Genomic DNA, 22,554 nt, shown 5'->3' with positions numbered 1-22,554 from the left:
CCGGAGCAGCACTCCCGTCGTGCAAAAATGGTCTAGACAACTTGAAGGCCTGACACACATTGAGGGGCAACACCATGGTTGAGCGCCGCGTCAACGTCGGCTGGGCGGAAGGCCTGCACGCCCGCCCCGCATCCATCTTCGTCCGCGCGGCGACCGCCGCGGGAGTGCCGGTGACCATCGCCAAGCTGGACGGGAACCCGGTCAACGCCGCCTCCATGCTGGCGGTGCTGAGCCTGGGCGCGCAGGGCGGCGAGGAGATCGTGCTCGCCTCGGACGCCGAGGACGCCGAGCAGGCGGCCGCCGCCCTCGACCGGCTGGCGAAGCTGGTCGCGGAAGGCCTCGAAGAGCTTCCCGAGACCGTCTGACGGCCTTTTCGCGGGCCTCACCACAGGCCTCACCGCCGGTTTTGCCGCCGCGCGCACGCGAAATTCAAGCGGGTCCCGCAGTCCTCACGGAATGCCGGGGCCCGCTTTTCGCAATTGCCGGCGGCGATACCCGGTCGGCAATTCACGACTCTTGTATACGGTGCGATTGTTAATTGCGGCGGCGCCCTGCGTTTACGCGGTGTTTCAGGGTCCTCACCGCTGCGGCGTGCTCGACATGGACGGCGGCGAGCCTGCGGGCCCGCTCGGCGTCACCGCGGGCGACCGCGTCCACGATCGCGGCGTGCTCCTCCCACGCCTCCGCCGCCCGGGCCGAGCCGCCGTCGGCGTAGACCCAGGAGATCTTGTGCCGCAGCTGGATCAGCAGCGCGGCCAGAGTCGGGCTGCCCGACGCCTGCGCCAGCGTCTCGTGGAACCAGCCGCTCAGCGACGGCAGGTCCGACAACTGGCCCTGCACCGCCCGCTCCTGACCCAGCCGGACCAGCCCCCGCAGCACCTTCAGGTGCGCGTCGGTACGCCGCTGGGCGGCCCGCGCGGTGCCCAGCGGCTCCAGCAGCCCGCGGATGTCCAGCAGGTCGGCGGCCTCCTGCTCGGTGGGCTCCGCGACCGACGCGCCGGCGTGCTTGCGGGTGCGGACGAAGCCCTCGGACTCCAGGGTGCGCAGCGCCTCGCGCACCGGCACCCGGGACACCCCGTAGCGCTGTGCGAGCAGTTCCTCGGTCAGCCGGCTGCCCGGCAGGAAGTAACCGGCGACGATGTCGTCGCGGATGGCCGTACACACCACCTCGGCGGAGATACGCCTGGCCGTGCCTTCCGTCCCGTTCACGTCCGATTCCGCATCGCAGGACTCCGTTCTTTCCCCGTTATTCTGCAGTGACTCTATTCCAGCACGGAAGGAAAAGGGAATGCGGCCTCGGAATCGGCCCCGTACGCACGGAACCCCGGCGCCTGCGACGGCGCCGGGGTTCCGGATCGTGCGGTGCTGCCGGGCGGGGCTCAGCCGGTGACGCGCACCGGGCCGATCCCCAGCGCCCGGACCGGCTCGGCGATCACCGAGGCGTCGCCGACCAGGACCACCACCAGGCGGTCGAGCGGGAAGGCGCTCACCGCGGCCGCGGTGGCCTCCACGGTCCCGGTGGCCGCGAGGCGGGCGTACAACCGGGCCTGGAAGTCGTCGGGCAGCTCCTGCTCGACCTGGTCGGTGAGGGTGCCCGCCACCGCGGCGGCCGTCTCGTAGCGCAGCGGCGCCACCCCGACCAGGTTCTGCACCGCGACGTCGCGCTCCTCGTCGGTCAGGCCGCCCTCGGCGAGGGTGCGGATGACCTGCCGCAGGTCGGCGAGCGCCGCGCCGGTGACCTCGGTGGCCACCGAGCCGCTGATCGCCAGCAGCGCCGCGCCCGTACCGTCGGCGGAGCCCAGCAGCACCTGGCCGAAGGCCCGCACCCCGTAGGTGTAGCCCTTCTCCTCGCGCAGCACCCGGTCCAGCCGGGAGGTCAGGGTGCCCCCGAGGCAGTAGGTGCCGATCACCTGCGCGGCCCACACCGGGTCGTGCCGGTCGGCGCCGGTGCGGCCGATGAGCAGCTGGGTCTGCACCGCACCGGGGCGGTCCACGATGACCACCCGGGCGGTGTCGTCCGCGGTGATCGCCGGGCGGGGGCGCGGCTCTGCCTTGGAGCCGGTCCAGCGGCCCAGCGTGTCGTCCAGCAGCGCGGGCAGGTCGATGCCGGTCAGGTCGCCGACCACGACGGCGGTGGACGTGGCGGGCCGCACATGCGCGGTGTAGAAGGCGCGCACCGCGTCCGCGTCGATCCTGCGGACCGTCTCCTCGGTGCCCTGCCGCGGGCGGGAGCAGCGCAGCGTGGCGGGGAACAGCTCCTCGGACAGCGCCATCGCGGCCCGCCGCCCCGGGTTGGCCAGCTCGTGCGGGATCTCGTCCAGGCGGTTGGCGACCAGCCGCTTGATCTCGTCGTCGGGGAAGGCCGGCGCCCGCAGCGCCTCGGCCAGCAGCGCCAGCGCCCGGTCGAGACGGGAGGCGGGCACTTCGAGCGAGACCCGCACCCCGGGGTGGTCGGCGTGCGCGTCCAGGGTGGCGCCGCAGCGCTCCAGCTCGGCCGCGAACTCCTCCGCGGTGTGCTGGTCGGTGCCCTCCGACAGCGCCCTGGCCATGATGGTCGCGACACCGTCCAGGCCCTCGGGCTCGGCGTCCAGCGGCGCCGCGAGCAGCACCTCGACCGCGACGACCTGCTGTCCCGGGCGGTGGCTGGTCAGCAGCGTCACGCCGTTGGCGAGCGCGCCGCGCTCGGGGGCCGGGAAGGCCCACGGCTTGGGCTCGCCGCCCTGCGGCCGCGGGTGGAACGTCATGACGGCAGCGGTGTCGCTCACAGCTCGCCCTCTTCCTCGTCCTCGGTGTGGTCCTGGTCGTCCTGCTGGCCGCCGCCGGTGGGCTCGTAGACCAGCACGGCCCTGTTGTCGGGGCGCAGCCGGGCCGCGGCGACCTCCCTGACCTCCTCGGCGGTGATCGACAGCACCCGCTGCACCGCGGTCAGCGCCAGCTGCGGGTCGCCGAACAGCACGGCGAAGCGGCACAGTTCGTCCGCCCGCCCGTTGACGGTGGCGAGCCGGTCGAGCCACTCGCGCTCCAGCTGGGCCTGCGCCCGCTCCATCTCCTCGGGGGTGGGGCCCTCCGCCGCGAAGCGGGCCAGCTCCTCGTCCACCGCGGTCTCGATGGCACTCAGCTCGACCCCGCTGGACGCCTTGACGTCCAGCCAGCCCAGCGACGGCGCCCCGGCCAGCCGCAGCAGCCCGAAGCCCGCGGTCACCGCCGTACGGTCGCGGCGCACCAGCCGGTTGTGCAGCCGGGACGACTCGCCGCCGCCCAGCGCGGTGAGCGCCAGATCGGCGGCGTCGCCGGCGCGGGTGCCGTCCTCGGGCAGCCGGTAGGCCGCCATCAGGGCGCGCGAGGGCACGTCCTCCTCGATGACCTCGCGCAGCTGACCGCCCATCACGTCGGGCAGCGAGCCGTCGCGCGGGGCGGGCTTGCCGTCGTGCGCGGGGATGCTGCCGAAGTACTTCTCCACCCAGACCAGCGTCTGCTCGGGGTCGATGTCGCCGACGACGGCGAGCACCGCGTTCCCCGGCGCGTAATACGTGCGGAAGAAGGCCCTGGCGTCCTCCAGCGAGGCCGCGTCCAGGTCGGCCATCGAGCCGATCGGGGTGTGGTGGTAGGGGTGGCCGTCGGGGTAGGCCAGCGCGGTGAGCCGCTCGAAGGCGGTGCCGTAGGGCACGTTGTCGTAGCGCTGGCGGCGCTCGTTCTTCACCACGTCCCGCTGGTTGTCCAGGCTCTCCTGGTCCAGGGCGTCCAGCAGGCTGCCCATCCGGTCGGCCTCCAGCCACAGGGCCAGTTCCACCTGGTGGGCGGGCATCGTCTCGAAGTAGTTGGTGCGCTCGAAGCTGGTGGTGCCGTTGAGGGAGCCGCCCGCGCCCTGGACCAGTTCGAAGTGGCCGTTGCCCTTCACGCTCCCCGAGCCCTGGAACATCAGGTGCTCGAAGAGGTGGGCGAGACCGGTACGGCCCTTGACCTCGTGCCGCGAACCGACGTCGTACCACAGGCAGACGGCGGCGACCGGGGTGAGGTGGTCCTCGGAGAGCACCACCCGCAGGCCGTTCGCCAGGCGGTGCTCGGTGGCTGTCAGGCCGCTGGAGTGTGCCTCCGGCGTGGCCGTGTGACCCATGGGCAAGCTGTCCTTCCGGTCGCGTGCTCGTGACTGCGTAGAGTGCTGCCACTCTAGGCAAGCGAGTCGGCGGGCGGCGAAGTTCCCGGTCGCGGGCGCGCTCGTGCCGGGTCCGTGGTCGGCGTTGTCCGTGCCGCGGTCCACAATGGTCCGCGTCAGTTCACCGGTCCAGCCGATCGACCTTCCGGTCCAGACGAAGGAGCGCCGCCGAGATGGCCCGCCGCACGACGAAAGCCCCGCCGCCCGACGACGGTTTCGAGGAGCGCATCCTCGACATCGACGTGGTGGACGAGATGCAGGCCTCGTATCTTGAGTACGCCTACTCGGTGATCTACTCGCGCGCTCTGCCCGACGCCCGTGACGGCATGAAACCGGTGCACCGCCGCATCGTCTACCAGATGAACGAGATGGGCCTGCGCCCCGACCGGGGCTTCGTCAAGTGCGCCCGGGTCGTCGGCGAGGTGATGGGCAAGCTGCACCCGCACGGCGACGCGTCGATCTACGACGCCATGGTGCGGATGGCGCAGCCCTTCTCGCAGCGCCTCCCGCTGGTCGACGGGCACGGCAACTTCGGCTCGCTGGACGACATGCCTGCCGCGATGCGGTACACCGAGGCCCGGATGTCGGGTCCCGCCCAGCTGATGGTCGAGTCGATCGACGAGGACACCGTCGACTTCGCGCCCAACTACGACGGGCAGGAGCAGGAGCCCGCCGTCCTGCCGTCGGCGTACCCCAACCTGCTGGTCAACGGGGCGTCCGGGATCGCGGTCGGCATGGCCACCAACATGCCGCCGCACAACCTGGGCGAGGTCATCGCCGCCGCCCGGCACCTGATCCGCTACCCGAACGCGGACCTGGACGCCCTGATGCGGCACATCCCCGGCCCCGACCTGCCGACCGGCGGCCGCATCATCGGCCTGACCGGCATCAGGGACGCCTACGAGTCGGGCCGCGGCACCTTCAAGATCCGCGCGACCGTCTCCGTGGAGGACGTCACCGCGCGCCGCAAGGGCCTGGTCGTCACCGAACTGCCCTTCACCGTCGGCCCCGAGAAGGTCATCGCCAAGATCAAGGACATGGTCGGCGCGAAGAAGCTCCAGGGCATCGCCGACGTCAAGGACCTCACCGACCGCGAGCACGGCCTGCGGCTGGTCATCGAGATCAAGAACGGCTTCAACCCCGAGGCCGTGCTCGAGCAGCTCTACAAGCTGACGCCGATGGAGGACTCCTTCGGCATCAACAACGTGGCCCTGGTGGACGGCCAGCCGCTGACCCTGGGCCTGCGCGAGCTGCTCCAGGTCTACGTCGACCACCGCTTCGAGGTCGTGCGGCGGCGCAGCGAGTTCCGCCGCACCAAGCGCCGCGACCGGCTGCACCTGGTCGACGGCCTGCTGATCGCACTGGTCGACATCGACGAGGTCATCGCGATCATCCGGGCCAGCGACAACGCGGCGCAGGCCAAGCAGCGCCTGATGGAGCGCTTCGGCCTGTCCGAGATCCAGACGCAGTACATCCTGGACACCCCGCTGCGCCGGCTGACCCGCTTCGACCGCATCGAGCTGGAGTCCGAGCGCGACCGGCTCACCGCCGAGATCGCCGAGCTGACCCGGATCCTCGACTCCGACGCCGAGCTGCGCAAGCTGGTGTCGGGCGAACTGGCCGCGGTGGCCAAGCAGTACGGCACCGAGCGCCGCACGGTGCTGCTGGAGTCGGCGGGCGCGCCGGTCTCCGCGGTGCCGCTGGAGGTCGCTGACGACCCGTGCCGGGTGCTGCTGTCCTCGACCGGGCTGCTGGCCCGCACCTCCGGCGGCGAGCCCGACGACGGCGGGGGTCGGCGGGCCAAGCACGACGTGATCGTCTCCGCGGTGCCCTCCACGGCCCGCGCCGACATCGGCGCGGTCACCACCTTCGGGCGGCTGCTGCGGCTGACGGTGATCGACCTGCCGATGCTGCCGGACACCGCGGGGGCGCCCTCGCTGGCCGGCGGCGCGCCGCTGACGGAGTTCCTCTCGCTCCAGGAGGGCGAGCGGGTGCTGTGCCTGACCACGCTCGACGAGTCCTCGCCGGGCCTGGCGCTGGGCACCGAGCAGGGCGTGGTCAAGCGGGTGGTGCCCGACTACCCGCCGAACAAGGACGACCTGGAGGTCATCGGCCTCAGGGACGGCGACACGGTGGTCGGCGCGGTCGAGCTGCGCACCGGCGAGGAGGACCTGGTCTTCATCACCGACGACGCCCAGCTGCTGCGCTACCCGGCCTCGCAGGTGCGCCCGCAGGGCCGCCCGGCCGGCGGCATGGCGGGCGTCAAGCTCGCCGACGGGGCCAAGGTGATCTCCTTCACCGCGGTGGACCCGGCGGTCGACGCGGTGGTCTTCACCGTCGCCCGGGCCGACGACACGCTGGACGGGGCCGAGGGCACCGCGAAGCTGACACCGTTCGAGCAGTACCCGCGCAAGGGCCGGGCCACCGGCGGGGTGCGCTGCCAGCGCTTCCTGCGCGGCGAGACGGGTCTGCTGCTGGCCTGGGCGGGCGCCGCCCCGGCCCGCGCGGCGACCGCGACCGGCGCCCCGGCCGAACTCCCCCCGAAGGACCCGCGCCGCGACGGCTCGGGCGTCCCGCTGGCCAAGCCGGTGGCGGTGGTGGCCGGTCCGGTGTGATCCCGGGCGGTCGGCCGCCCGCCTCGGGCCCCGTCCGGGGCGGGCCGCGGCGGCGGCTAGGCTCGCCGGTGTGACTACGTGCACGACGGCGTCGGCGGAGCTGGGTGAGCCGGTGGGCGCCACCGCCGCCACCGCCAGGACGTGGCTGCTGATCGAGCAGCCGGGCCCGTGGGGGCGCAAGGCGCTGACCGGGAGCCGGCTCGACCCGGCGGTGGGGCGGGCGCTGGACCGGGCCGCAGACGGCACCGGTGTGCGGGTCGCACTGATCCGCAGGCCGGGGCGGCACGCCGACCTGCCCACGGCGGCCGGGCACCGCGTCTACCTGGCGCACACCGCGCCGGGCGACTCCTGGGTCCGTACCGACACGCTCGCGGACCCGGCGGAGCTGGCGGAGCTGGACTTCGCGGCGCTGGGCACGGGATCGCACGGCGGCTTCGGTACGGCCCGCGTGGGGCCGCCGCTGGCGCTGGTGTGCACCAACGGCAGGCGGGACCGCTGCTGCGCGGTGCGCGGGCGCCCGCTGGCCGCCGAACTGGCCGCGGGCGGCCACGCCGACGTCTGGGAGGTCACCCACCTGGGCGGCCACCGCTTCTCCCCCACCATGCTGGTGCTGCCCTACGGCTACGCCTACGGCCGGGTGGACGGCCGGCTCGCCAAGGACGTGCTGGAGGCGGCCCGCGGCGGCCGGGTCGTCCTGGAGGGCTGCCGCGGCCGGTCCGCCTGGGACCGCCCGGGCCAGGCCGCCGACCTGGCCGTACGCGCCCTGGCCGGTGTGGACGGGGAGGGCGCGCTGACGGTACGGCGTACGGTCGCCGGGCCGGGCGGCGACACCTGGTCGGTGCTGGTCGCCCACACCGACGCGCGGGCCTGGGAGGTGGCCGTGACGCGGAGCGCCGCGCGGCCGCCGCGCCCGGAGAGCTGCGACGGCCCGCTCGGCACCCCGGCCTGCCTGGCGGCGACCGGTATCACCGCGGTCACCTGACGTTCTTGACGAACTCCGTGGTGTAGGTCTGGCCCAGGTCCACGGTGGCGTTCCGCAGGTTCGGGTTGAAGGCCTTGAGTACCCGCTCCACGGTCGCCGGGCCGTCGGCCGGCATCACACCGTCGGCGGTGAACATCGGCAGCGTCGCCTTGATCGACGCGGCGTAGAGCTGGGCGCCGCCCTGCGCGTAGTCCGCCGGCATCTTCGCGGCGATCTCCTCGGGGGTGTGGGTGGACATCCAGTTCAGGGTCTTCACGAAGGCGTTGGCCAGCTTCTGGACGGTGTCCTTGTGGCCGTTCACCCAGGCGGTGTTCATGTACAGGCTGGAGGACGGGTAGAGCCCGCCGAGCGCCTGCCGCGAGCCGTCGGGCGTGCGCATGTCGTAGAGCACCTTGCCCGCGCCCTTGTCCAGGATCTGCGCGACGGTCGGGTCGGTGGTCATACCGGCCTGGATGGAGCCGTGCTGGAGCGCGGCGATGAAGGTCGCGCCCGCCCCGACCGCGACCGGGGTGATGTCGCTGACCTTGAGGCCGCCCTGCACCGCGAGGTATTTGGTGAGGAAGTCGGTGGAGGAGCCCAGGCCCGTGATGCCGAGGTGCTTGCCCTTGAAGTCCTTGGCCGAGGCGATGTCGCCGGCCGCCTTGGTGGAGACCACCTCGACCTCGCCGGGGGCCTGCGAGAACTGCACGACGGACTCCACGTGCTTGCCCTTGGTCTGCAGGTCGAGGGTGTGGTCGTAGAAGCCGACCGCGCCCTGCACCTGTCCGGCGACCAGGGCGGTGGTGGCGTCCACGCCGGCCGGCTCGCTCAGCAGCGTCACGTCCAGGCCCTCGGCCTTGAAGTAGCCGAGCCGCTGGGACAGCATCGCCGGCATGTAGATGACCTTGTCCAGGCCGCCGACCATGATCTTGACCTTGGTGGCCTTGCCTGCGGGCGCGCCGGAGCCCGCCGTCGTCCCGGACCCCGCGGCGTCGTCGGAGCCGGCGGAGCCGCCCGAGGAGGCCGCGTCGTTGGCGCAGGCGGTGAGGGTGGTCAGGGCAAGGGCCCCGGCGAGCGCCAGTGCCGGGATGCGGATGTTCTTACGCATGGTCACGTCCTTGTGAGCGGAAAAGGGCAAGGGGTACGAGCAGGGGATACGGGCAGGGGGTGCGGGACGGCGGCGGCACGCGGCTCAGCGCTCGGCGCCGGGCTGTACCGGCTTCCAGCGAAAGAGCCGCTTCTCCACGAGCGTCAGGAGTCCCTCGGCGGCCAGCGCCACGACGGCGAGGATCACCATGGCCGCGTACACACCGGCGGAGTTGAGGGTGCCCTGCGAGTTGGCGACGAGCAGGCCGATGCCCTGGGTCGCGCCGATGTACTCGCCGACGATCGCGCCGATCAGCGAGAAGCCGAAGCTGACGTGCAGGCTGGTGAAAATCCACGCGGTCGCCGAGGGGATGACCACCTGGAAGGTGACCTGCCGGTTGCTCGCGCCCAGGATGCGGGCGTTGGCGACCAGGTTGCGGTCCACCTCGCGGGCGCCCTGGAAGGCGTTGAAGAAGACCGGGAAGAAGACCAGCACGACCGCGGAGGCGATCTTGGAGGCCGGCCCGAGGCCGAACCAGATCAGGAAGATCGGCGCGAGCACGATCCGCGGCATCGCGTTGAGCACCTTCACGTAGGGCCCGAAGACGTCGGCGAGGAAGCGCACCCGGCCCAGGGCGATGCCCAGCAGCACGCCGGCCGTGACCCCGATCAGCCAGCCGTACAGCGCCTCGTAGAGGGTGGCCCAGACCTGCGCGCCGAGCGAGCCCTGGGCGGTGCCGTGCGTCGTCCAGGTCCAGATCTGGTCCCCGATTCTGCTGGGCATGGAGAAGTTGAACGGGTCGATGACCCCGGTGCGGGCGAACCACTCCCACAGCCCGAGCACCGCGGCGAGCACCAGCAGCCGGCAGCCCTGGACCAGCAGGGTGCGGTTGCGTACGGCGCGGGCACGGGCCGCCGTGCGGTCGGTGGGCTTGGCCGGCTGCTGTGGCAGGGTGGCGGACTCAGGCAGCATTCCCGGTGCCCCTTTCGCGGGTGATGCGGACCTCTTCGCCGAGCGAGGACCAGATCTCCCGGTAGATCTCGATGAAGCGGGGTTCGAGCCGGACCTCCTCGACCTTGCGCGGGCGGGGCAGGTCGATGGTGAAGACCTGCTTGACGGTGGCCGGGCCCGCGGTCATTACCACGACCTTGTCGGCGAGCGCGATGGACTCCTCCAGGTCGTGCGTGACGAAGACCACCGAGGAGCCGGTGCCCGCCCACAGGTCGAGCAGCTGGTCCGACATCAGCGCCCTGGTCTGCACGTCGAGCGCGGAGAACGGCTCGTCCATGAGCAGGATCGACGGGTCGTTGACGAAGGTGGCGGCGAGCGCGACGCGCTTGCGCTGGCCGCCGGAGAGCTGGTGCGGGTAGCGGTCCTCGAACGCCGACAGGCCCACCCGGGCCAGCCAGTCCCTGGCCCGCTCGCGCGCCTCGGCCTTCGCCGCGCCGCGGAAGCGCGGGCCGGCCATGACGTTGGACAGCACGGTCCGCCAGGGGAAGACGGCGTCCTGCTGGAAGACGAAGCCGACGTCGGTGCCGATGCCGCGCACCGGCTCGCCGCCGACCAGCACCTCGCCCTCAGTGGGCTCCTCAAGGCCGCTGACCAGGGTCAGCGTGGTGGATTTGCCGCAGCCGGTGGGGCCGACGACCGCGACGAACTCGCCGCGGCCCACGGTCAGGTCCAGTTCCCTTACGGCGGTGTGCAGGGCGCCGGACGGGGTCCTGAACGCTTTGCCCGCCCCCCGCAGCTCGATGGCGGGGCTCGTGTCGTGGGTCATGGCGGTGGACGCTACGAGCGCCCGCCGGACGCCGACAGCCTTGTGAGCGCAAGCCCTGCTTGTGCCCACAAGCAGGGCTTCTGCTCGTTTTGCGCACCGCTGGACAACGAATGCGAAACGGAGTCTGCCCTTCCGGGCGTGCAGCGTTTACCTTGCGTTGACGACACGGACGTCGGCGGATGCCGGCAGTACGGGGGATGCGGAGCCGGAGGAGCTGATGATGCGGATCGGATGGCCGCGCCGTGTCTCGGCGCAGGTGCTGCTGATACAGGTGCTGATCACCGGCGGGGTGACCGCGCTGGCCATCGGGCTCTTCCTGGCGCCGCTCAGCCGCCAGCTCGACGAGCAGTCGATGCACCGGGCGCTGGCCATCGCGCAGACGGTGGCCGCGGAACCCCAGGTCGCGCAGGCGCTGCTGACCACCCCGCCGACGCCGGACGGCCCGGTGCAGGCCGAGGCGGAGCGCATCAGGACCGCCACCGACGCCAGGTACATCGTGGTGATGGACACCCATGGCACCCGCTGGTCGCACACCGACACCGCACGGATCGGCGAGCACGTCTCGACCGACCCCAGCGTTGCGCTCGGCGGCCGCGACGTCATGCAGATCGAGAGCGGCACGCTGGGGCGCAGCGCGCGGGGCAAGGTGCCGCTGCGGGACGCGCACGGGCGGATCGTCGGGGCGGTATCGGTCGGTTTCGCCTACACCGGGGTGCGGGCCCGGCTGCTGGCCGTGGTGCCGCTGCTGCGGTACGCCGGCGCGGCACTCGCCGTGGGCGTGCTCGCGGCGCTGTGGGCCGCGCGGCGGTTGCAGCGGGCCACCCACGGGCTCGCCTTCGCCGACATCTCGGCGCTGCTCGACGAGCGGGAGGCGATGCTGCACGGCATCCGCGAGGGCGTGGTGGCACTCGACCCGCACGGCAGGATCCGGCTGGTCAACGACGAGGCGCAGCGGCTGCTCGGGCTGGACGGGCAGGCGGCGGGCCGCCCGCTGGACGAGGCGCTGCCGCCGGGGCGGACCACCGACGTGCTGGCGGGGCGGGCCGAGGGCAAGGACCTGCTGACCGTCAGCGGCGGGCGGGTGCTGGTCGCCAACCGGATGCCGACCGAGGGCGGCGGCGCGGTGGTCACCCTGCGGGACCGCACCGAACTGGAGCTGCTGGGCCGCGAGCTGGACTCCACCCACGGGCTGCTCGACGCGCTGCGGGCCCAGGACCACGAGCACGCCAACCGGCTGCACACCCTGCTGGGGCTGCTCGAACTCGGCCTGCACGAGGCCGCGGTGGACTACGTGGCCGAGGTCGCCGACACGCACCGGGCGTCGGCGGAGGAGGTCTCCGACCGGGTGCACGACCCGCTGGTGGCGGCGCTGCTGGTGGGGAAGGCCGCGATCGCGGCGGAGCGCGGGGTGACGTTGCGGATCGCGCCGGGCACGCTGCTGCCCGACCGGGTGGTGGACCCGCGCGACCTGGTGACGGTGCTGGGCAATCTGGTCGACAACGCACTGGACGCGGCCGTCTCGGAGGTCGAGGTGGAGCTGCGCCCCGAGCGGGCCACGGTGCTGCTGCGGGTGGGCGACGACGGTCCCGGCGTGCCGCCGGAGTTGCGCGGCCGGATCTTCGACGAGGGCTGGACCACGAAGGAGTCGCCGGCGCACCGCGGCCGGGGCCTCGGCCTCGCCCTGGTGCGCCGGCTCGCGGAACGCTACGGCGGCACCGCCCGCGTCACCGCCCGGGCGGGCGGCGGCGCCGTCTTCACCGTCGTCCTGCCCGAGGCGCTCGCGGACGAGGACCTGGCCGACCGCGGCGCCGCCGCCCCCGCTCTCACCGGAGGTGCCCGATGATCGATGTGCTGGTCGTGGACGACGACTTCCGGGTCGCCGAGATCAACTCCGCCTACGTCGGCAAGGTCCCCGGCTTCCGGGTGGCGGCCCGGGCGCACACCGCGGCGCAGGCACTCGCCACCCTGGAGCGCCACCGGATCGACCTGGTGCTGCTCGACCACTACCTGCCGGACGAGACCGGGCTGACGCTGGTCCGCCGGATGCGGCAGCTGGGCCACCACGCCGACGTGATCATGGTGACGGCCGCCAGGGACGTGGCGACCGTGCAGGCCGCGATGCGCTTCGGCGTGCTGCAGTATCTGGTCAAGCCGTTCGGCTTCGCGGGCCTGCGGGCCAAGCTCGACGCGTACGCCGCACTGCGCCGCACCCTGGACGGCGTCGTCGGGGGCGGCGGCGGTGAGGCCGGGCAGGAGCAGGTCGACCGGATATTCGGCGCGCTGCGCACCGCGTCGGCGGCGCCCGCCGCCCTGCCCAAGGGCCAATCGGCGCCCACCGCCGACCTGATCCGCCGGGTGCTCAGGGCGGCGCCGCACCCGCTGTCCGCCCACGAGGTGGCCGAACGCGCCGGACTGAGCCGGTCCACCGCCCAGCGCTACCTCAAGCACCTGGAGCAGGCCGGCCGGCTGCGCCTCACCCTGAAGTACGGCGACACCGGCCGCCCCGAGCACCGCTACGCCTGGGCCCGGACCGACTGACCGGCCGGCTCAGCCCCGGTTCTAGACCGCCCCCGCCCCGGTGAGGGACCGGACCTCCGTCTCGGCGTACCGGCCCGGGTCGGCGGGCTCGGGCGAGAGCACCGTGCCGAGCCATCCCGCCAGGAAGCCCAGCGGGATCGAGATCAGGCCCGGATTCTGCAGCGGGAAGACGTGGAAGTCGACCCCGGGGAAGAGCGCGTCCGGCCGGCCCGACACCACCGGCGACAGCACGACGAGCAGCAGCGCGGGCACCAGCCCGCCGTAGACCGCCCACACCGAGCCCCGGGTGGTGAAACGCCGCCAGAACAGCGAGTACAGCAGCGCCGGCAGGTTCGCGGACGCCGCCACCGCGAAGGCCAGGCCGACAAGGAAGGCGATGTTCTGGTCCTGCGCCAGCAGGCTCAGCGCGATGGCCACCGCACCGATGCCCACCGCCGCGAAGCGCGCCACCCGCACCTCGTCCTCCTCCATCGCGGCCTCGGCCGGATCGCGCCGCCCGTGCCTGGCCGCGGGCCGGCGCAGCGCGGTGTAGAGGTCGTGGGCCACCGAGGCGGACGACGCCAGGGTGATACCGGCCACCACCGCGAGGATGGTCGCGAAGGCCACCGCGCCGACCACCGCGAAGAGCACCGTCCCCCACGTCGACCCCGACCCGCCGCCGAGCGCCTCGGCCAGCAGCGGCACCGCGGTGTTGCCCGCCGCGTTCGACTCCCGCACGGTGCCCGACCCGACGACCGCCGCGGCGCCGAAGCCGAGCACGATCGTCATCAGGTAGAAGGACCCGATCAGCCCGATCGCCCACACCACCGACCGCCGCGCCGACCGGGCGGTCGGCACCGTGTAGAAGCGCGACAGGATGTGCGGCAGCCCCGCCGTGCCCAGGACCAGCGCGAGGCCGAGGCTGATGAAGTCCAGCCGCGACGTCCAGCTCCCGCCGTACTTCAGCCCCGGCGCCAGGAACGCCTCCCCGTGCCCGCTGCCGGTGGCCGCCGAGTGCAGCAGGTCGTCGACATTGCCGTGGAAGCGCACCAGCACCATCACGGTGAGCATCACCGTGCCGCCGATCAGCAGCACCGTCTTCACGATCTGGATCCAGGTGGTGGCCCGCATCCCGCCGAAGGACACGTAGAAGACCATCAGCGCCCCGACGCCGATCACCGCCCACGTCCTGGCCGCCGCCCCCTCGCCGCCGATCAGCAGCCCGACCAGGCTGCCCGCGCCGACCATCTGCGCCACCAGGTAGAGCACCGACACCACCACCGACGAGGTGCCCGCCGCGACCCGCACCGGCCGCTGCCGCATCCTCGCCGACAGTACGTCGGCCAGGGTGTAGCGCCCGCAGTTGCGGACCAGCTCCGCCACCAGCATGAGCACCACCAGCCACGCCACCAGGAATCCCACCGAGTAGAGCAGCCCGTCGTAGCCGAACAGCGCGATCAGCCCCGAGATGCCGAGGAAGGACGCCGCCGACATGTAGTCGCCGGCGATCGCGAAGCCGTTCTCCATCGGGGAGAACATCCGCCCGCCGGTGAAGAACTCCTCCGACGAGCTGCGCCGCCGCCCCGCCCACGCGGTGATCGCCAGCGTCACCGACACGAACACCGTGAACAGCACCACCGCCAGGCCCTGGTGCTCCCCCGCCGAATCGGCCAGATACAGGCCGGCCGCCATCCGCCCGCCGCTCACCGCACCCGCTCCTGTCCGGTCCTGGTCGCCAGCGTCCACCGCAGATCCAGCGCCGCCCGGTCCCTGCGCAGCCTCGCGTGTCTGACATACGCCCAGGTCAGCAGGAACGTCGTGGCGAACTGCGCCAGCCCGGCGACCATCGCCACGTTCACCTCCCCCGCGACCTGGCGTCCCATCAGCCCCGGTGCGGTGGTGGCCAGCACGAGGTAGAGCAGATACCAGGCCACGAAGGCCGCCGCGACAGGGAACACGAACCCGCGATAGCGGTCCCGCACCTCCTGGAAGGCCGCGCTGTGCTGCACCTCCACGAAGACCCCCTCCCGGTCCCCCGCCTCAGCCGGCGGCACCGCGACCGGTGGCGCGGCGGGCACCCCCTGGTCGGGCACCCAGAGCCCTGCTCCTTCGGCGTCCCGCCACGGGTCGTCCACCCGCAGCCCCAGAGGGTCGCCACCGTCGTGCTTGTCCACCGAACTCTCCTCGTTCCACAGCCGGATGGGCCGTGTGCCCAATCATGGACAGAGCGGGAAGATCCTGGTCCAACAACCCGAAACGTTCACCCCATCAGGTGATGCCCTCCCGGCAGGCGTATCCGGCCGCCCGGGCACGGTCGCGCACCCGGTCTTCGCGAGGAGATCGTCGATGTACGTCGTCACCGCGGCCGTGCTCGCCCGCGGCCGCCCGCTCACCGCTCCGTACCCGGTGACGCCCGTTCACCCGCCCCGCACGGCGCCCCGCCGTAGGCTGCGCGGGTGGAGGCGTACGCGTATCTGGCTCTGCTGCGGGCGGGGCGGGCCCCGGAAGCCGACGCGGACCTGCTGCTGCGCACGCTCGCCCTCCTGGAGCGCGCGCGGCCGGGTGAGGAGCCGGCGCGGACGCACCGGGTCGCCCTTCTCGCGGAGCTGGCCCGGGTGGCCCTGAACGCCTTCCAACGGCGGGGCGGCGCCGACATGCTGCGGGTGTCCGTCGCGGCCGGGCGGGCGGCGCTCGCCTGCGGACCCACCGGGCCGCTGCGATTCGCCACGTCGAACAACCTCGCCCTCGCCCTCAAGGCCGTCGCGGAGGGCACCGGTGACGCCGGTGACCTCGAAGGCGCCGTCGAGGCCGCGCGGGAGGCCGCTCGCACGGTGCCCCTCGATGATCCCGACCGGTGCGCGGTGCTGCTCAACCACGCCGTCCTGGTGCACCGCCGCGGCCTGGGCAGCGGGAGCGGCGCCGATCTGGAGGACGCGGTACGGCTCGGCCGCGCGGCACTCGCGGCGGCGCCGCAGAACAGCCCGCACCTGGCGACGATACGGTCGAGCCTGGCCGCCTTCGAGCGGAACCTGGCCTCCCGCGCGGCCGCGAGCGGGGCCGATCACGACCGCCTCCTCGGCGAACTGCGCCAGGCCCTGCGGGAGATGCCGCGGGAGCACCCGGACCGGGCCCTGACCCAGTGGCGGCTGGCCGCCGCGCTGGGTGACCTGCACCGCACAGGCGGCGACACCGCGGCGCTGCGCGAGGCGGTCGGCATCCTGCGTACGGCGCTGCCGCTGCTGCCGGACGACCATCCCGACCGGGCAAGGATCGCGGGCGAGTTGGCCGTACTCCTGGTCGAGCACCACCGGGCGGGAGCGGACGACGCGGCACTCGACGAGGCCGTCACCCTGACGCAGGCGGCGGCCACCGCACTCGACGGCCATCCCGCGCTCTTCGGCGCCGCGGCGAACCTGGGCGCGGCCCTGCACGAGCGGTACCGCAGGCACGGGCGCCGCCCCGATCTCACGGCGGCCGGGCGATGGTGCTCCACGGCCGTGCGCCTGGCGAGGGAGGGTGATCCGGGCCGGGCGCCCGCGCTGGTCAACCTGGCCGCCGTACAGGTCAGCGAGTCGGTGCTCGGCGCGGATCCCGAGCTGCTGGGCACGGCCGTGGTCCAGCTGCGGGCCGCCGTCGCGTCGGCGGCCACCGACGCGGTCCGCGCCGACGCCCGAGCCGGGCTCGCCCTCGCCCTGCAGCGCGTCTTCCTGGCGAGCGGACGCTCGCGCGACCTGGCGGCGGCGCTGGTCGCCGCCCGCCGGGCGGTCCGGTCGGCGGCGCCGGGCAGCCCCCGCCGCGCCCGCTTCCTCGGCATCCTGTGCTCGCTGCTGCGCACCCGCTACGAGACGGCGGGGCGCGAGGCGGACCTGGCCCGGGCGGTGGAACTGGCCGACGAGGCGCTCGCCGCCTCGCGGCCCGGCAGCCGGGAGGCGGCACGGCACGCGTCACTGCTCGGCCTGGCGCTGATGCGCCGCTTCGACCGGAACGGCGCCGAGGAGGACCTCACCGCGGCGGTGGCCCTCGCGCGCGAGGCCGCCCGGTCGACCCCGGAAGGCGCCACCGACAGGCCCGGGCTGCTGCACAACCTCGCCAACGCGCTGCGGGTCCGTTTCGAGAGCGACCGTGAACTGGCCGACCTCGACCAGGCGGTGACGCTGGCCCGCGCGGTCGCGGGACCGACCGGGGACGTGCGGCGGCCCAGGCGGCTGGCCAATCTCGGCGCCCTGCTGGTCCGCAGGTTCGAGGCGACCGGCGACCGGCGCGACATCGACGAGGCGATCGAGGTCAACCGGCAGGCGGTGGAGGCCTCGACCGGCACCCCGCTGACCCTGCCCGGCTACCTCTCCGATCTGGCGCTGAGCTACTTCCGTCGCTACGAACTGCTCGAAGAGCCGGGCGATCTGGCCGCCGCCGTCGACACCGGGCGCGTGTGCCTGTCGGCGGCGGCAGCGGCCGGGGCGACGGCGGCCGACCTGGCGGGCTTCCGGTCGAACACGGTCGCCCCGCTGCTCGCCCTGCACGCCTCGCAGGGCCGCGACGAGGATCTGGCGGAGGCCCTGCGGCTGGGGCAGGCGGCAGTCGACGGGGTGCCGGCAGGCCACCCGGGCCGCGCCCCTTTCCTGCTGAATCTGGCCCGCGCCCTGGACCGGGCGGCGGCCGGCCTGCCGCACGGACCGATGGCCGAACGCGCGGTGCGGGCGTACGCCCAGTGCGCGGCCGCCGAGACCGCGACCCCGCTGTGGCGGGCCGCGGCCGCCCAGTCGCAGGCCGCCTGCGAAGTGCGCCGGGACCGCTGGCAGGCCGCGGACGCCGCGCTGTCCGGCGCGGTCGGGCTGCTGCCGCGGGTCGCCCACCGGGCACTCGCCCGCGTCAGCGGCCAGGCGCAGCTGCGCCGGCTGGCGGGCCTCGGCTCGGACGCCGCTGCCGTCGCGGTGGAGTTGGGCGATCCGCCGCGGGCGCTCGCGCTGCTGGAGCAGGCCCGCGGTGTGCTCCTCGGCCAGGGCCTGGACTACCGCACCGAGCCCGGTGCGTACCCGGCGGCGGTGGCCGACGAGTTGGACCGGTTGCGCAGGGTCCTGAGCATCGACGTGCCGCCGGCCGGATCCTCCGGCGACGAACCCGGTGCGGGCCTCCCCCTCGCCGACCCGCTGGCCCCCCGCCGGGACGCGGCCCGTGCCTGGGAGGCGCTGACCGGCGGCCGCCCGCGGGTCGCCGCGGCGGTTCCGGTCGCCGACGGCGCCGGGGTGCTGGTCGCCGTCAACGTCTCCCGGCACCGGTGCGACGCGCTGATGGCCCGCGGCACGGACGTACGCGCGCTGCCGCTGCCGGACCTCGACTTCGCCAAGGCGGCGGGCTGGGCGACCGCGGTGCTCGACGCGGTGCGGGACGACGACTGGACCACGGCCGGGCGGCTGCGCACCGTACTGGCGGAGTTGTGGGAGGACGTCACCGAGCCGGTGCTGCGCGCTCTCGGCCTGACCGGGCCGCCGCCTCCCGGGCAGCCGTGGCCGCGGATCACCTGGATGCCCACCGGCCCGCTGGCCCTGCTGCCGCTGCACGCCGCGGGCCACCACGACGGACCGGCTGACGCCGGCAGCTCCGTGATGGACCGCGCGGTCTCGTCGTACACACCCACCGCGCGGATCCTCCGGTACGCGGACGGCCGCCCCGCCGCCGGCGGTGGCCGCCTGCTCGCCGTGGGGGTGACGCAGGCGCCCGGCGCCCGCCGCCTGGAGCACGCGGTGCCCGAGGCCCATGCGGTCCACCGGCTGCTGGGCAGGCCCGGCAGCCCCTGCGCGGACCGCGACGCGACCCGGGCGGCGGTGCTCGCGGCGCTCCCGGGAAGCGACTGGGCCCACTTCGCCTGCCACTCGGTGACCGACCCGGCCGACCCCTCCGCCGGGGCGCTGCTGCTGCACGACGGACCCCTGCGGATACGCGACCTGGCCGACGGCGACCTGACGGGCGCGCACCTGGCCTACCTGTCCTCGTGCAGCAGTGCCTTCGGCGGCGCCGGACTGCCCGACGAGTCCCTGCACATCGCGGCGGCCTTCCAGCTCATCGGATTCCGGCACGTCATCGGGACGCTGTGGCCGGTGGGCGACCAGTGGTCGCTGGAGGTCGCGGAGCGGCTCTACCCGCTGCTCGCCGACGACCGCCGCACTCCCGCCGACGCCCTGCACCGCGCGGTGCGCGAGCTGCGTCGGCGCTATCCGGCGAATCCCCGGCTGTGGGCGTCGCACCTGCACTTCGGCAGATGAGGGCCGGGCCGGACGGCCGGGTGCGGGACGGACCGCGTGCGTGCGCGGGCGCCGCACGATCCCGCACATTGCCGTACGCCCCCTCGCCTTGCCGGTGGTCGGAACGGCTGGCCAGCATCGGAACAGCTCCATCGCGACGCGCCCCGGGACGCGGGCGCGACGCCGAGCCTGACCAGTCTTCAGGGGGAGACGATGACCACGCACCACGTAACCGACCAGCCGCCCGCCACCAAACCCGCCACCGCCCCCGCCACCCTCCAGGACCCGGCGCCGGCGGACTCCGTCCTCCTGCTCGACCCCGACGAGAGGTCGGCGCTCGCCGCGGCGACGCAGGCCCTCACGGCCGACCCCCGCACCGAGCCGCTGCGCTTCTGCCGGCAGGCGCGGCATGCCGCCGCCGCCGTACCGCCCCGCGTCAGGGACCGCCTGGCGGCCTTCTCCTGGGGCACGGTGGACAACGGGCACCTGCTGATCGCCGGGCTGCCCCTGCCGCCGCACATACCGCCGACCCCGCCGGACAACCGGAACTGCGTCGCCGGGACCACCGTGACCAGCCGGGCGCAGGCGCTGCTGAACGAGTGCGTGGGCCACACCCTGGCCTACGAGGCCGAGGGGCACGGCTGGCTCTTCCAGGACATGGTGCCCAGCCGGGCGCTGGCGACGTCCCAGACCAGCCAGAGCTCGGCCGCGGAACTCGAACTCCACACCGAGCAGGCGTTCAGCCCGCTGCTCCCCGACTGGATCAGCCTGGCCTGCCTGCGCGGTCAGCCCGACGCGCTGACCTACCTGCTGCCGGCGCGCGAATTGTGCGCGGCGCTGACCGCGGACGAGCGCCGGGCGCTGCGCGAGCAGCGGTGGACGACGACCGTGGACGCGTCGTTCCTGACCGACGGGCACGCCTTCGCGCTGGGCACGCGGCGCGGACCGCTGGCCATCCTGCACGGGGCCGAGGACGACCCCTTCGTCGTCTTCGACCACGACCTGATGCGGGGGACGTCGGCACTCGCCGAGTTGCTGCGCGAACGCATCCAGGAGATCTACCAGGCCCGCAGGATCGGCCTGTCCCTGCGCCCCGGCCACATGCTGCTGGTGGACAACCGGCGTGCCATGCACGGCCGTTCGGTCTTCACCCCGCGCTACGACGGAACGGACCGCTTCGTCAGCCGCAGCTTCGTCACCGCCGATCCGGCGCGCACCCGGCACGCCCGGCCTGGCAACGGGCGCACCGTGTCGGCGGCCTTCTCCTGACCCTCCGCTCCGCGTGGCGGCCGCCCGCGGATCCCGCCACCGGCCGCCACGCCACCCCCACCCGCACTCCCCCGAGGACACCGTGTTCCCCATGTACAGCTCCACCCGCGTCGTCTTCCCCGACCGCTGCTCCGAGGCGACCGCCCGCATCCTGGACGTCCGGCGGCTGCCGCCGTCCGCACCTGCTCCCTCGGACACGGACGGGCCGTCCGGCGTGCCGGCCGGCGCCTGGTGGGTGATCGCCGACCTGACGCCCTTTCACCCGGTCGACCACACCTGGCCCGACCAGCCGGGCGACAGCGGCCACCTGGAAGTCGGCGGTGTCCGCCTGCCGGTGGCGGACTGCCTGACCGCGGCCCGCTCGGTCGACGGCGGACCGGTCCACGTGGGCCGGGACATCCCGGTGCGCCGGGGCGGGGAGGGGCACCACTGGTACGCCGCGCACGTGCTGGACGCGGAGCTGGACGACGGGGAGGCCCGCGATCTGATCGGGGAGCGGGCCGAGTTGCGGGTGGACGTACCCCGGCGGCAGGCACTCAGCGCGGCCCACAGTGCCTGCCACCTGGTCGGTCTGGGTCTCAACGCGGCGCTGCGCGACCTGTGGCGCAAGCCGGTCGCCGTCGACGGCCTGGGCCGGCCGGACTTCGACGGCATGGCGATCGCCTCGTCACGGCTCACCGAGAGCGGCAGCACCGACGTCCACCGGCTCGGCTCTTCGCTGCGCCGGCGCGGCTTCGTCGCGACCGACCTCGGCGAACGGCTCGCGGACGTACAGGCGGAGGTCTCCGCCACCGTGTCCGGCTGGCTCGCCGCCGACGCGCCCATCGCGGTCGGCACGAACGGCGACCGCCTGGAGGACCGCCGCACCTGGGAGTGCACGCTGCCCGAAGGCACCCACCGCACGTGGTGCGGCGGCACCCACCCGGAGCGGACGGGCGACGTCGAGGTGACCGCCGTAGCCCTGGCCCTGGCCGAGGACGCCAAGACCCTGACGGTCACGACGCGGACGTCCGTGCGGGGCGGAAAACCGTGGCAATAGCCGACCCGGCGTGGGCCCGCGCCCGCGTGTGCTGCCCGGCGTGGCAGCGGCTGTACGAATCGGCCTTCGCCGAGCTGGAGGACACGCTGTCCCACACCAGGGTGCGGCTGCTCGCCGCCCAGCACGGACACCGCCTCGACGCGGCGCTGGCCGTGATGGCGCAGTGGCGGGCGCTGCTGGAACGGCGGCTGCGCGACGGCCGGGAGCCGGACCGGCCGGCCGCGGAGCCGCTGCCGGCCGCCGGAGGATGTGCGGCCGCGATCACGGCGGCCACCGTTTGCCTCGCGCCCGAGGTGCCCGCCGACCACTGGTACTGGACGTCCCCGAACGCCGAGTCCGTACTGGTCGACGCCGGGGCGGGTGTCGTGGCGTACGAGCGTGGCGTACGGGCCCAGGTGCGGCGCCGCCCCGGGGAGGCGGCCGACTGGTGGCGGTGCGCCGCGGCCACCCACCACCCGTCCGCTGCCTTCGAGATGGCCGCCCGGTCCCGCGCCCGCAACGACGTGACGCAGACGCGCCGCTGGTGGGACCGGACGGCGGCGACCGGCAGCGGGGCCCCGTTCGGGGTGCCTGCCGCCCTGCTGCCACCGGCATGACGACGACCGGTGCCTGCCGGCCTGCTGCCGCCGGCATGACGACGACCGGTGCCTGCCGGCCTGCTGCCACCGGCACGACGGCGACCGCGGACCTCCGCTGAGGGGGCGCCGGCGCTTCCACCCGGCGCGGGGCCGGCGCGTGTGCGGCAGTCGCCGGTGCCCGCGACGAATCCGCCCGCTCGGGACGCAGCCGAGTCCGCGGTCCCGCCCGGCCAGGGACGGCGGCGGAGTCCGCGACGAATCCCCCCGCCCGCGGACGGCAGCCGAGTCCGCCGTCCCGCGGACAGCGGCAGTGCCCGCG

Annotated in this window: 17 protein-coding genes; 9 read left to right on the top strand and 8 right to left on the bottom strand. The window is 74.2% G+C overall.

Features of this window, described 5'->3' with window-relative positions; translation table 11 throughout:
- Positions 1 to 74: 74 nt before the first annotated feature.
- The gene (locus BUE44_RS28290) at positions 75 to 365 is read left to right on the top strand and encodes an HPr family phosphocarrier protein (protein WP_073501855.1); all 291 of its coding nucleotides are present in this window, start codon (positions 75 to 77) and stop codon (positions 363 to 365) included.
- A 169-nt stretch (positions 366 to 534) separates the two neighbouring features.
- Here BUE44_RS28290 and BUE44_RS28285 read toward each other — a convergent pair whose 3' ends face one another.
- The 3 genes from BUE44_RS28285 to BUE44_RS28275 form a co-directional block, all read right to left on the bottom strand.
- Positions 535 to 1,209, bottom strand: a complete 675-nt coding sequence (locus BUE44_RS28285; RefSeq protein ID WP_073501854.1) for a GntR family transcriptional regulator — start codon at positions 1,207 to 1,209, stop codon at positions 535 to 537.
- A gap of 170 nt (positions 1,210 to 1,379) precedes the next feature.
- On the bottom strand, positions 1,380 to 2,744 hold the full coding sequence (locus BUE44_RS28280; protein ID WP_073501904.1) for a M16 family metallopeptidase: 1,365 nt from the start codon (positions 2,742 to 2,744) through the stop codon (positions 1,380 to 1,382).
- 17 nt (positions 2,745 to 2,761) lie between these two features.
- A complete protein-coding gene (locus BUE44_RS28275; RefSeq protein WP_073501853.1) occupies positions 2,762 to 4,114 on the bottom strand; it encodes a M16 family metallopeptidase in 1,353 nt (450 codons plus the stop codon).
- A 212-nt stretch (positions 4,115 to 4,326) separates the two neighbouring features.
- Here BUE44_RS28275 and BUE44_RS28270 point away from each other — a divergent pair, with 212 nt between their 5' ends.
- Positions 4,327 to 6,768 carry a DNA gyrase/topoisomerase IV subunit A gene (locus BUE44_RS28270; RefSeq protein ID WP_073501852.1) on the top strand — a complete coding sequence of 814 codons (2,442 nt, stop codon included), beginning with the start codon at positions 4,327 to 4,329 and terminating at the stop codon, positions 6,766 to 6,768.
- Between the two features lie 70 nt (positions 6,769 to 6,838).
- A complete protein-coding gene (locus tag BUE44_RS28265; protein ID WP_073501851.1) occupies positions 6,839 to 7,750 on the top strand; it encodes a sucrase ferredoxin in 912 nt (303 codons plus the stop codon).
- On the opposite strand, the gene BUE44_RS28260 is transcribed toward BUE44_RS28265, so the two are convergent.
- The 3 genes from BUE44_RS28260 to BUE44_RS28250 form a co-directional block, all read right to left on the bottom strand.
- Complete coding sequence (locus tag BUE44_RS28260; protein WP_073501850.1) at positions 7,743 to 8,837, bottom strand: ABC transporter substrate-binding protein; 1,095 nt, start codon at positions 8,835 to 8,837, stop codon at positions 7,743 to 7,745. The two genes, BUE44_RS28265 and BUE44_RS28260, sit on opposite strands and share 8 nt — an antisense overlap.
- An 84-nt stretch (positions 8,838 to 8,921) precedes the next feature.
- A complete protein-coding gene (locus BUE44_RS28255; protein ID WP_073501849.1) occupies positions 8,922 to 9,788 on the bottom strand; it encodes an ABC transporter permease in 867 nt (288 codons plus the stop codon).
- A complete protein-coding gene (locus BUE44_RS28250; protein WP_073501848.1) occupies positions 9,778 to 10,593 on the bottom strand; it encodes an ABC transporter ATP-binding protein in 816 nt (271 codons plus the stop codon). Before BUE44_RS28250 ends, BUE44_RS28255 begins: the two co-directional genes overlap by 11 nt.
- A gap of 220 nt (positions 10,594 to 10,813) precedes the next feature.
- Between BUE44_RS28250 and BUE44_RS28245 the strand changes: the two genes are divergently transcribed.
- Positions 10,814 to 12,436, top strand: a complete 1,623-nt coding sequence (locus BUE44_RS28245; protein ID WP_073501903.1) for a sensor histidine kinase — start codon at positions 10,814 to 10,816, stop codon at positions 12,434 to 12,436.
- The gene (locus tag BUE44_RS28240; RefSeq protein ID WP_073501847.1) at positions 12,433 to 13,131 is read left to right on the top strand and encodes a response regulator; all 699 of its coding nucleotides are present in this window, start codon (positions 12,433 to 12,435) and stop codon (positions 13,129 to 13,131) included. Before BUE44_RS28245 ends, BUE44_RS28240 begins: the two co-directional genes overlap by 4 nt.
- Positions 13,132 to 13,152: 21 nt before the next feature.
- On the opposite strand, the gene BUE44_RS28235 is transcribed toward BUE44_RS28240, so the two are convergent.
- Both BUE44_RS28235 and BUE44_RS28230 read right to left on the bottom strand, forming a co-directional pair.
- The gene (locus tag BUE44_RS28235; RefSeq protein WP_073501902.1) at positions 13,153 to 14,802 is read right to left on the bottom strand and encodes a solute symporter family protein; all 1,650 of its coding nucleotides are present in this window, start codon (positions 14,800 to 14,802) and stop codon (positions 13,153 to 13,155) included.
- 11 nt (positions 14,803 to 14,813) lie between these two features.
- On the bottom strand, positions 14,814 to 15,284 hold the full coding sequence (locus tag BUE44_RS28230; protein WP_079190156.1) for a DUF485 domain-containing protein: 471 nt from the start codon (positions 15,282 to 15,284) through the stop codon (positions 14,814 to 14,816).
- A 282-nt stretch (positions 15,285 to 15,566) separates the two neighbouring features.
- Here BUE44_RS28230 and BUE44_RS39395 point away from each other — a divergent pair, with 282 nt between their 5' ends.
- From BUE44_RS39395 to BUE44_RS28210, 4 genes are all read left to right on the top strand, one after another.
- Complete coding sequence (locus tag BUE44_RS39395) at positions 15,567 to 19,370, top strand: CHAT domain-containing protein (protein ID WP_073501845.1); 3,804 nt, start codon at positions 15,567 to 15,569, stop codon at positions 19,368 to 19,370.
- Between the two features lie 192 nt (positions 19,371 to 19,562).
- Positions 19,563 to 20,618 carry a TauD/TfdA family dioxygenase gene (locus BUE44_RS28220; RefSeq protein ID WP_073501844.1) on the top strand — a complete coding sequence of 352 codons (1,056 nt, stop codon included), beginning with the start codon at positions 19,563 to 19,565 and terminating at the stop codon, positions 20,616 to 20,618.
- 91 nt (positions 20,619 to 20,709) lie between these two features.
- Entirely contained in the window at positions 20,710 to 21,657 is a 948-nt protein-coding gene (locus tag BUE44_RS28215) for a hypothetical protein (RefSeq protein ID WP_073501843.1), read from the top strand.
- Complete coding sequence (locus BUE44_RS28210; RefSeq protein ID WP_073501842.1) at positions 21,648 to 22,253, top strand: hypothetical protein; 606 nt, start codon at positions 21,648 to 21,650, stop codon at positions 22,251 to 22,253. The genes BUE44_RS28215 and BUE44_RS28210 overlap by 10 nt, the downstream gene beginning before the upstream one ends.
- Positions 22,254 to 22,554 lie beyond the last annotated feature (301 nt).

It is taken from the genome of Actinacidiphila paucisporea (assembly GCF_900142575.1).
In the GTDB taxonomy this organism is placed as follows: Bacteria; Actinomycetota; Actinomycetes; order Streptomycetales; family Streptomycetaceae; genus Actinacidiphila; species Actinacidiphila paucisporea.
Note: the sequence above shows the minus strand (reverse complement) of the source record. Positions and strands in the feature narration are given on the sequence as shown.

What these genes read in the sequence shown, in the direction of transcription:
- BUE44_RS28290 (WP_073501855.1), top strand. Translation starts at nt 75, where the DNA reads ATGGTTGAGCGCCGCGTCAACGTCGGCTGGGCGGAAGGCCTGCACGCC.
- BUE44_RS28280 (WP_073501904.1), bottom strand. Translation starts at nt 2,744, where the DNA reads ATGACGTTCCACCCGCGGCCGCAGGGCGGCGAGCCCAAGCCGTGGGCC.
- BUE44_RS28275 (WP_073501853.1), bottom strand. Translation starts at nt 4,114, where the DNA reads ATGGGTCACACGGCCACGCCGGAGGCACACTCCAGCGGCCTGACAGCC.
- BUE44_RS28270 (WP_073501852.1), top strand. Translation starts at nt 4,327, where the DNA reads ATGGCCCGCCGCACGACGAAAGCCCCGCCGCCCGACGACGGTTTCGAG.
- BUE44_RS28260 (WP_073501850.1), bottom strand. Translation starts at nt 8,837, where the DNA reads ATGCGTAAGAACATCCGCATCCCGGCACTGGCGCTCGCCGGGGCCCTT.
- BUE44_RS28255 (WP_073501849.1), bottom strand. Translation starts at nt 9,788, where the DNA reads ATGCTGCCTGAGTCCGCCACCCTGCCACAGCAGCCGGCCAAGCCCACC.
- BUE44_RS28250 (WP_073501848.1), bottom strand. Translation starts at nt 10,593, where the DNA reads ATGACCCACGACACGAGCCCCGCCATCGAGCTGCGGGGGGCGGGCAAA.
- BUE44_RS28245 (WP_073501903.1), top strand. Translation starts at nt 10,814, where the DNA reads ATGCGGATCGGATGGCCGCGCCGTGTCTCGGCGCAGGTGCTGCTGATA.
- BUE44_RS28240 (WP_073501847.1), top strand. Translation starts at nt 12,433, where the DNA reads ATGATCGATGTGCTGGTCGTGGACGACGACTTCCGGGTCGCCGAGATC.
- BUE44_RS28235 (WP_073501902.1), bottom strand. Translation starts at nt 14,802, where the DNA reads ATGGCGGCCGGCCTGTATCTGGCCGATTCGGCGGGGGAGCACCAGGGC.
- BUE44_RS28220 (WP_073501844.1), top strand. Translation starts at nt 19,563, where the DNA reads ATGACCACGCACCACGTAACCGACCAGCCGCCCGCCACCAAACCCGCC.
- BUE44_RS28215 (WP_073501843.1), top strand. Translation starts at nt 20,710, where the DNA reads ATGTACAGCTCCACCCGCGTCGTCTTCCCCGACCGCTGCTCCGAGGCG.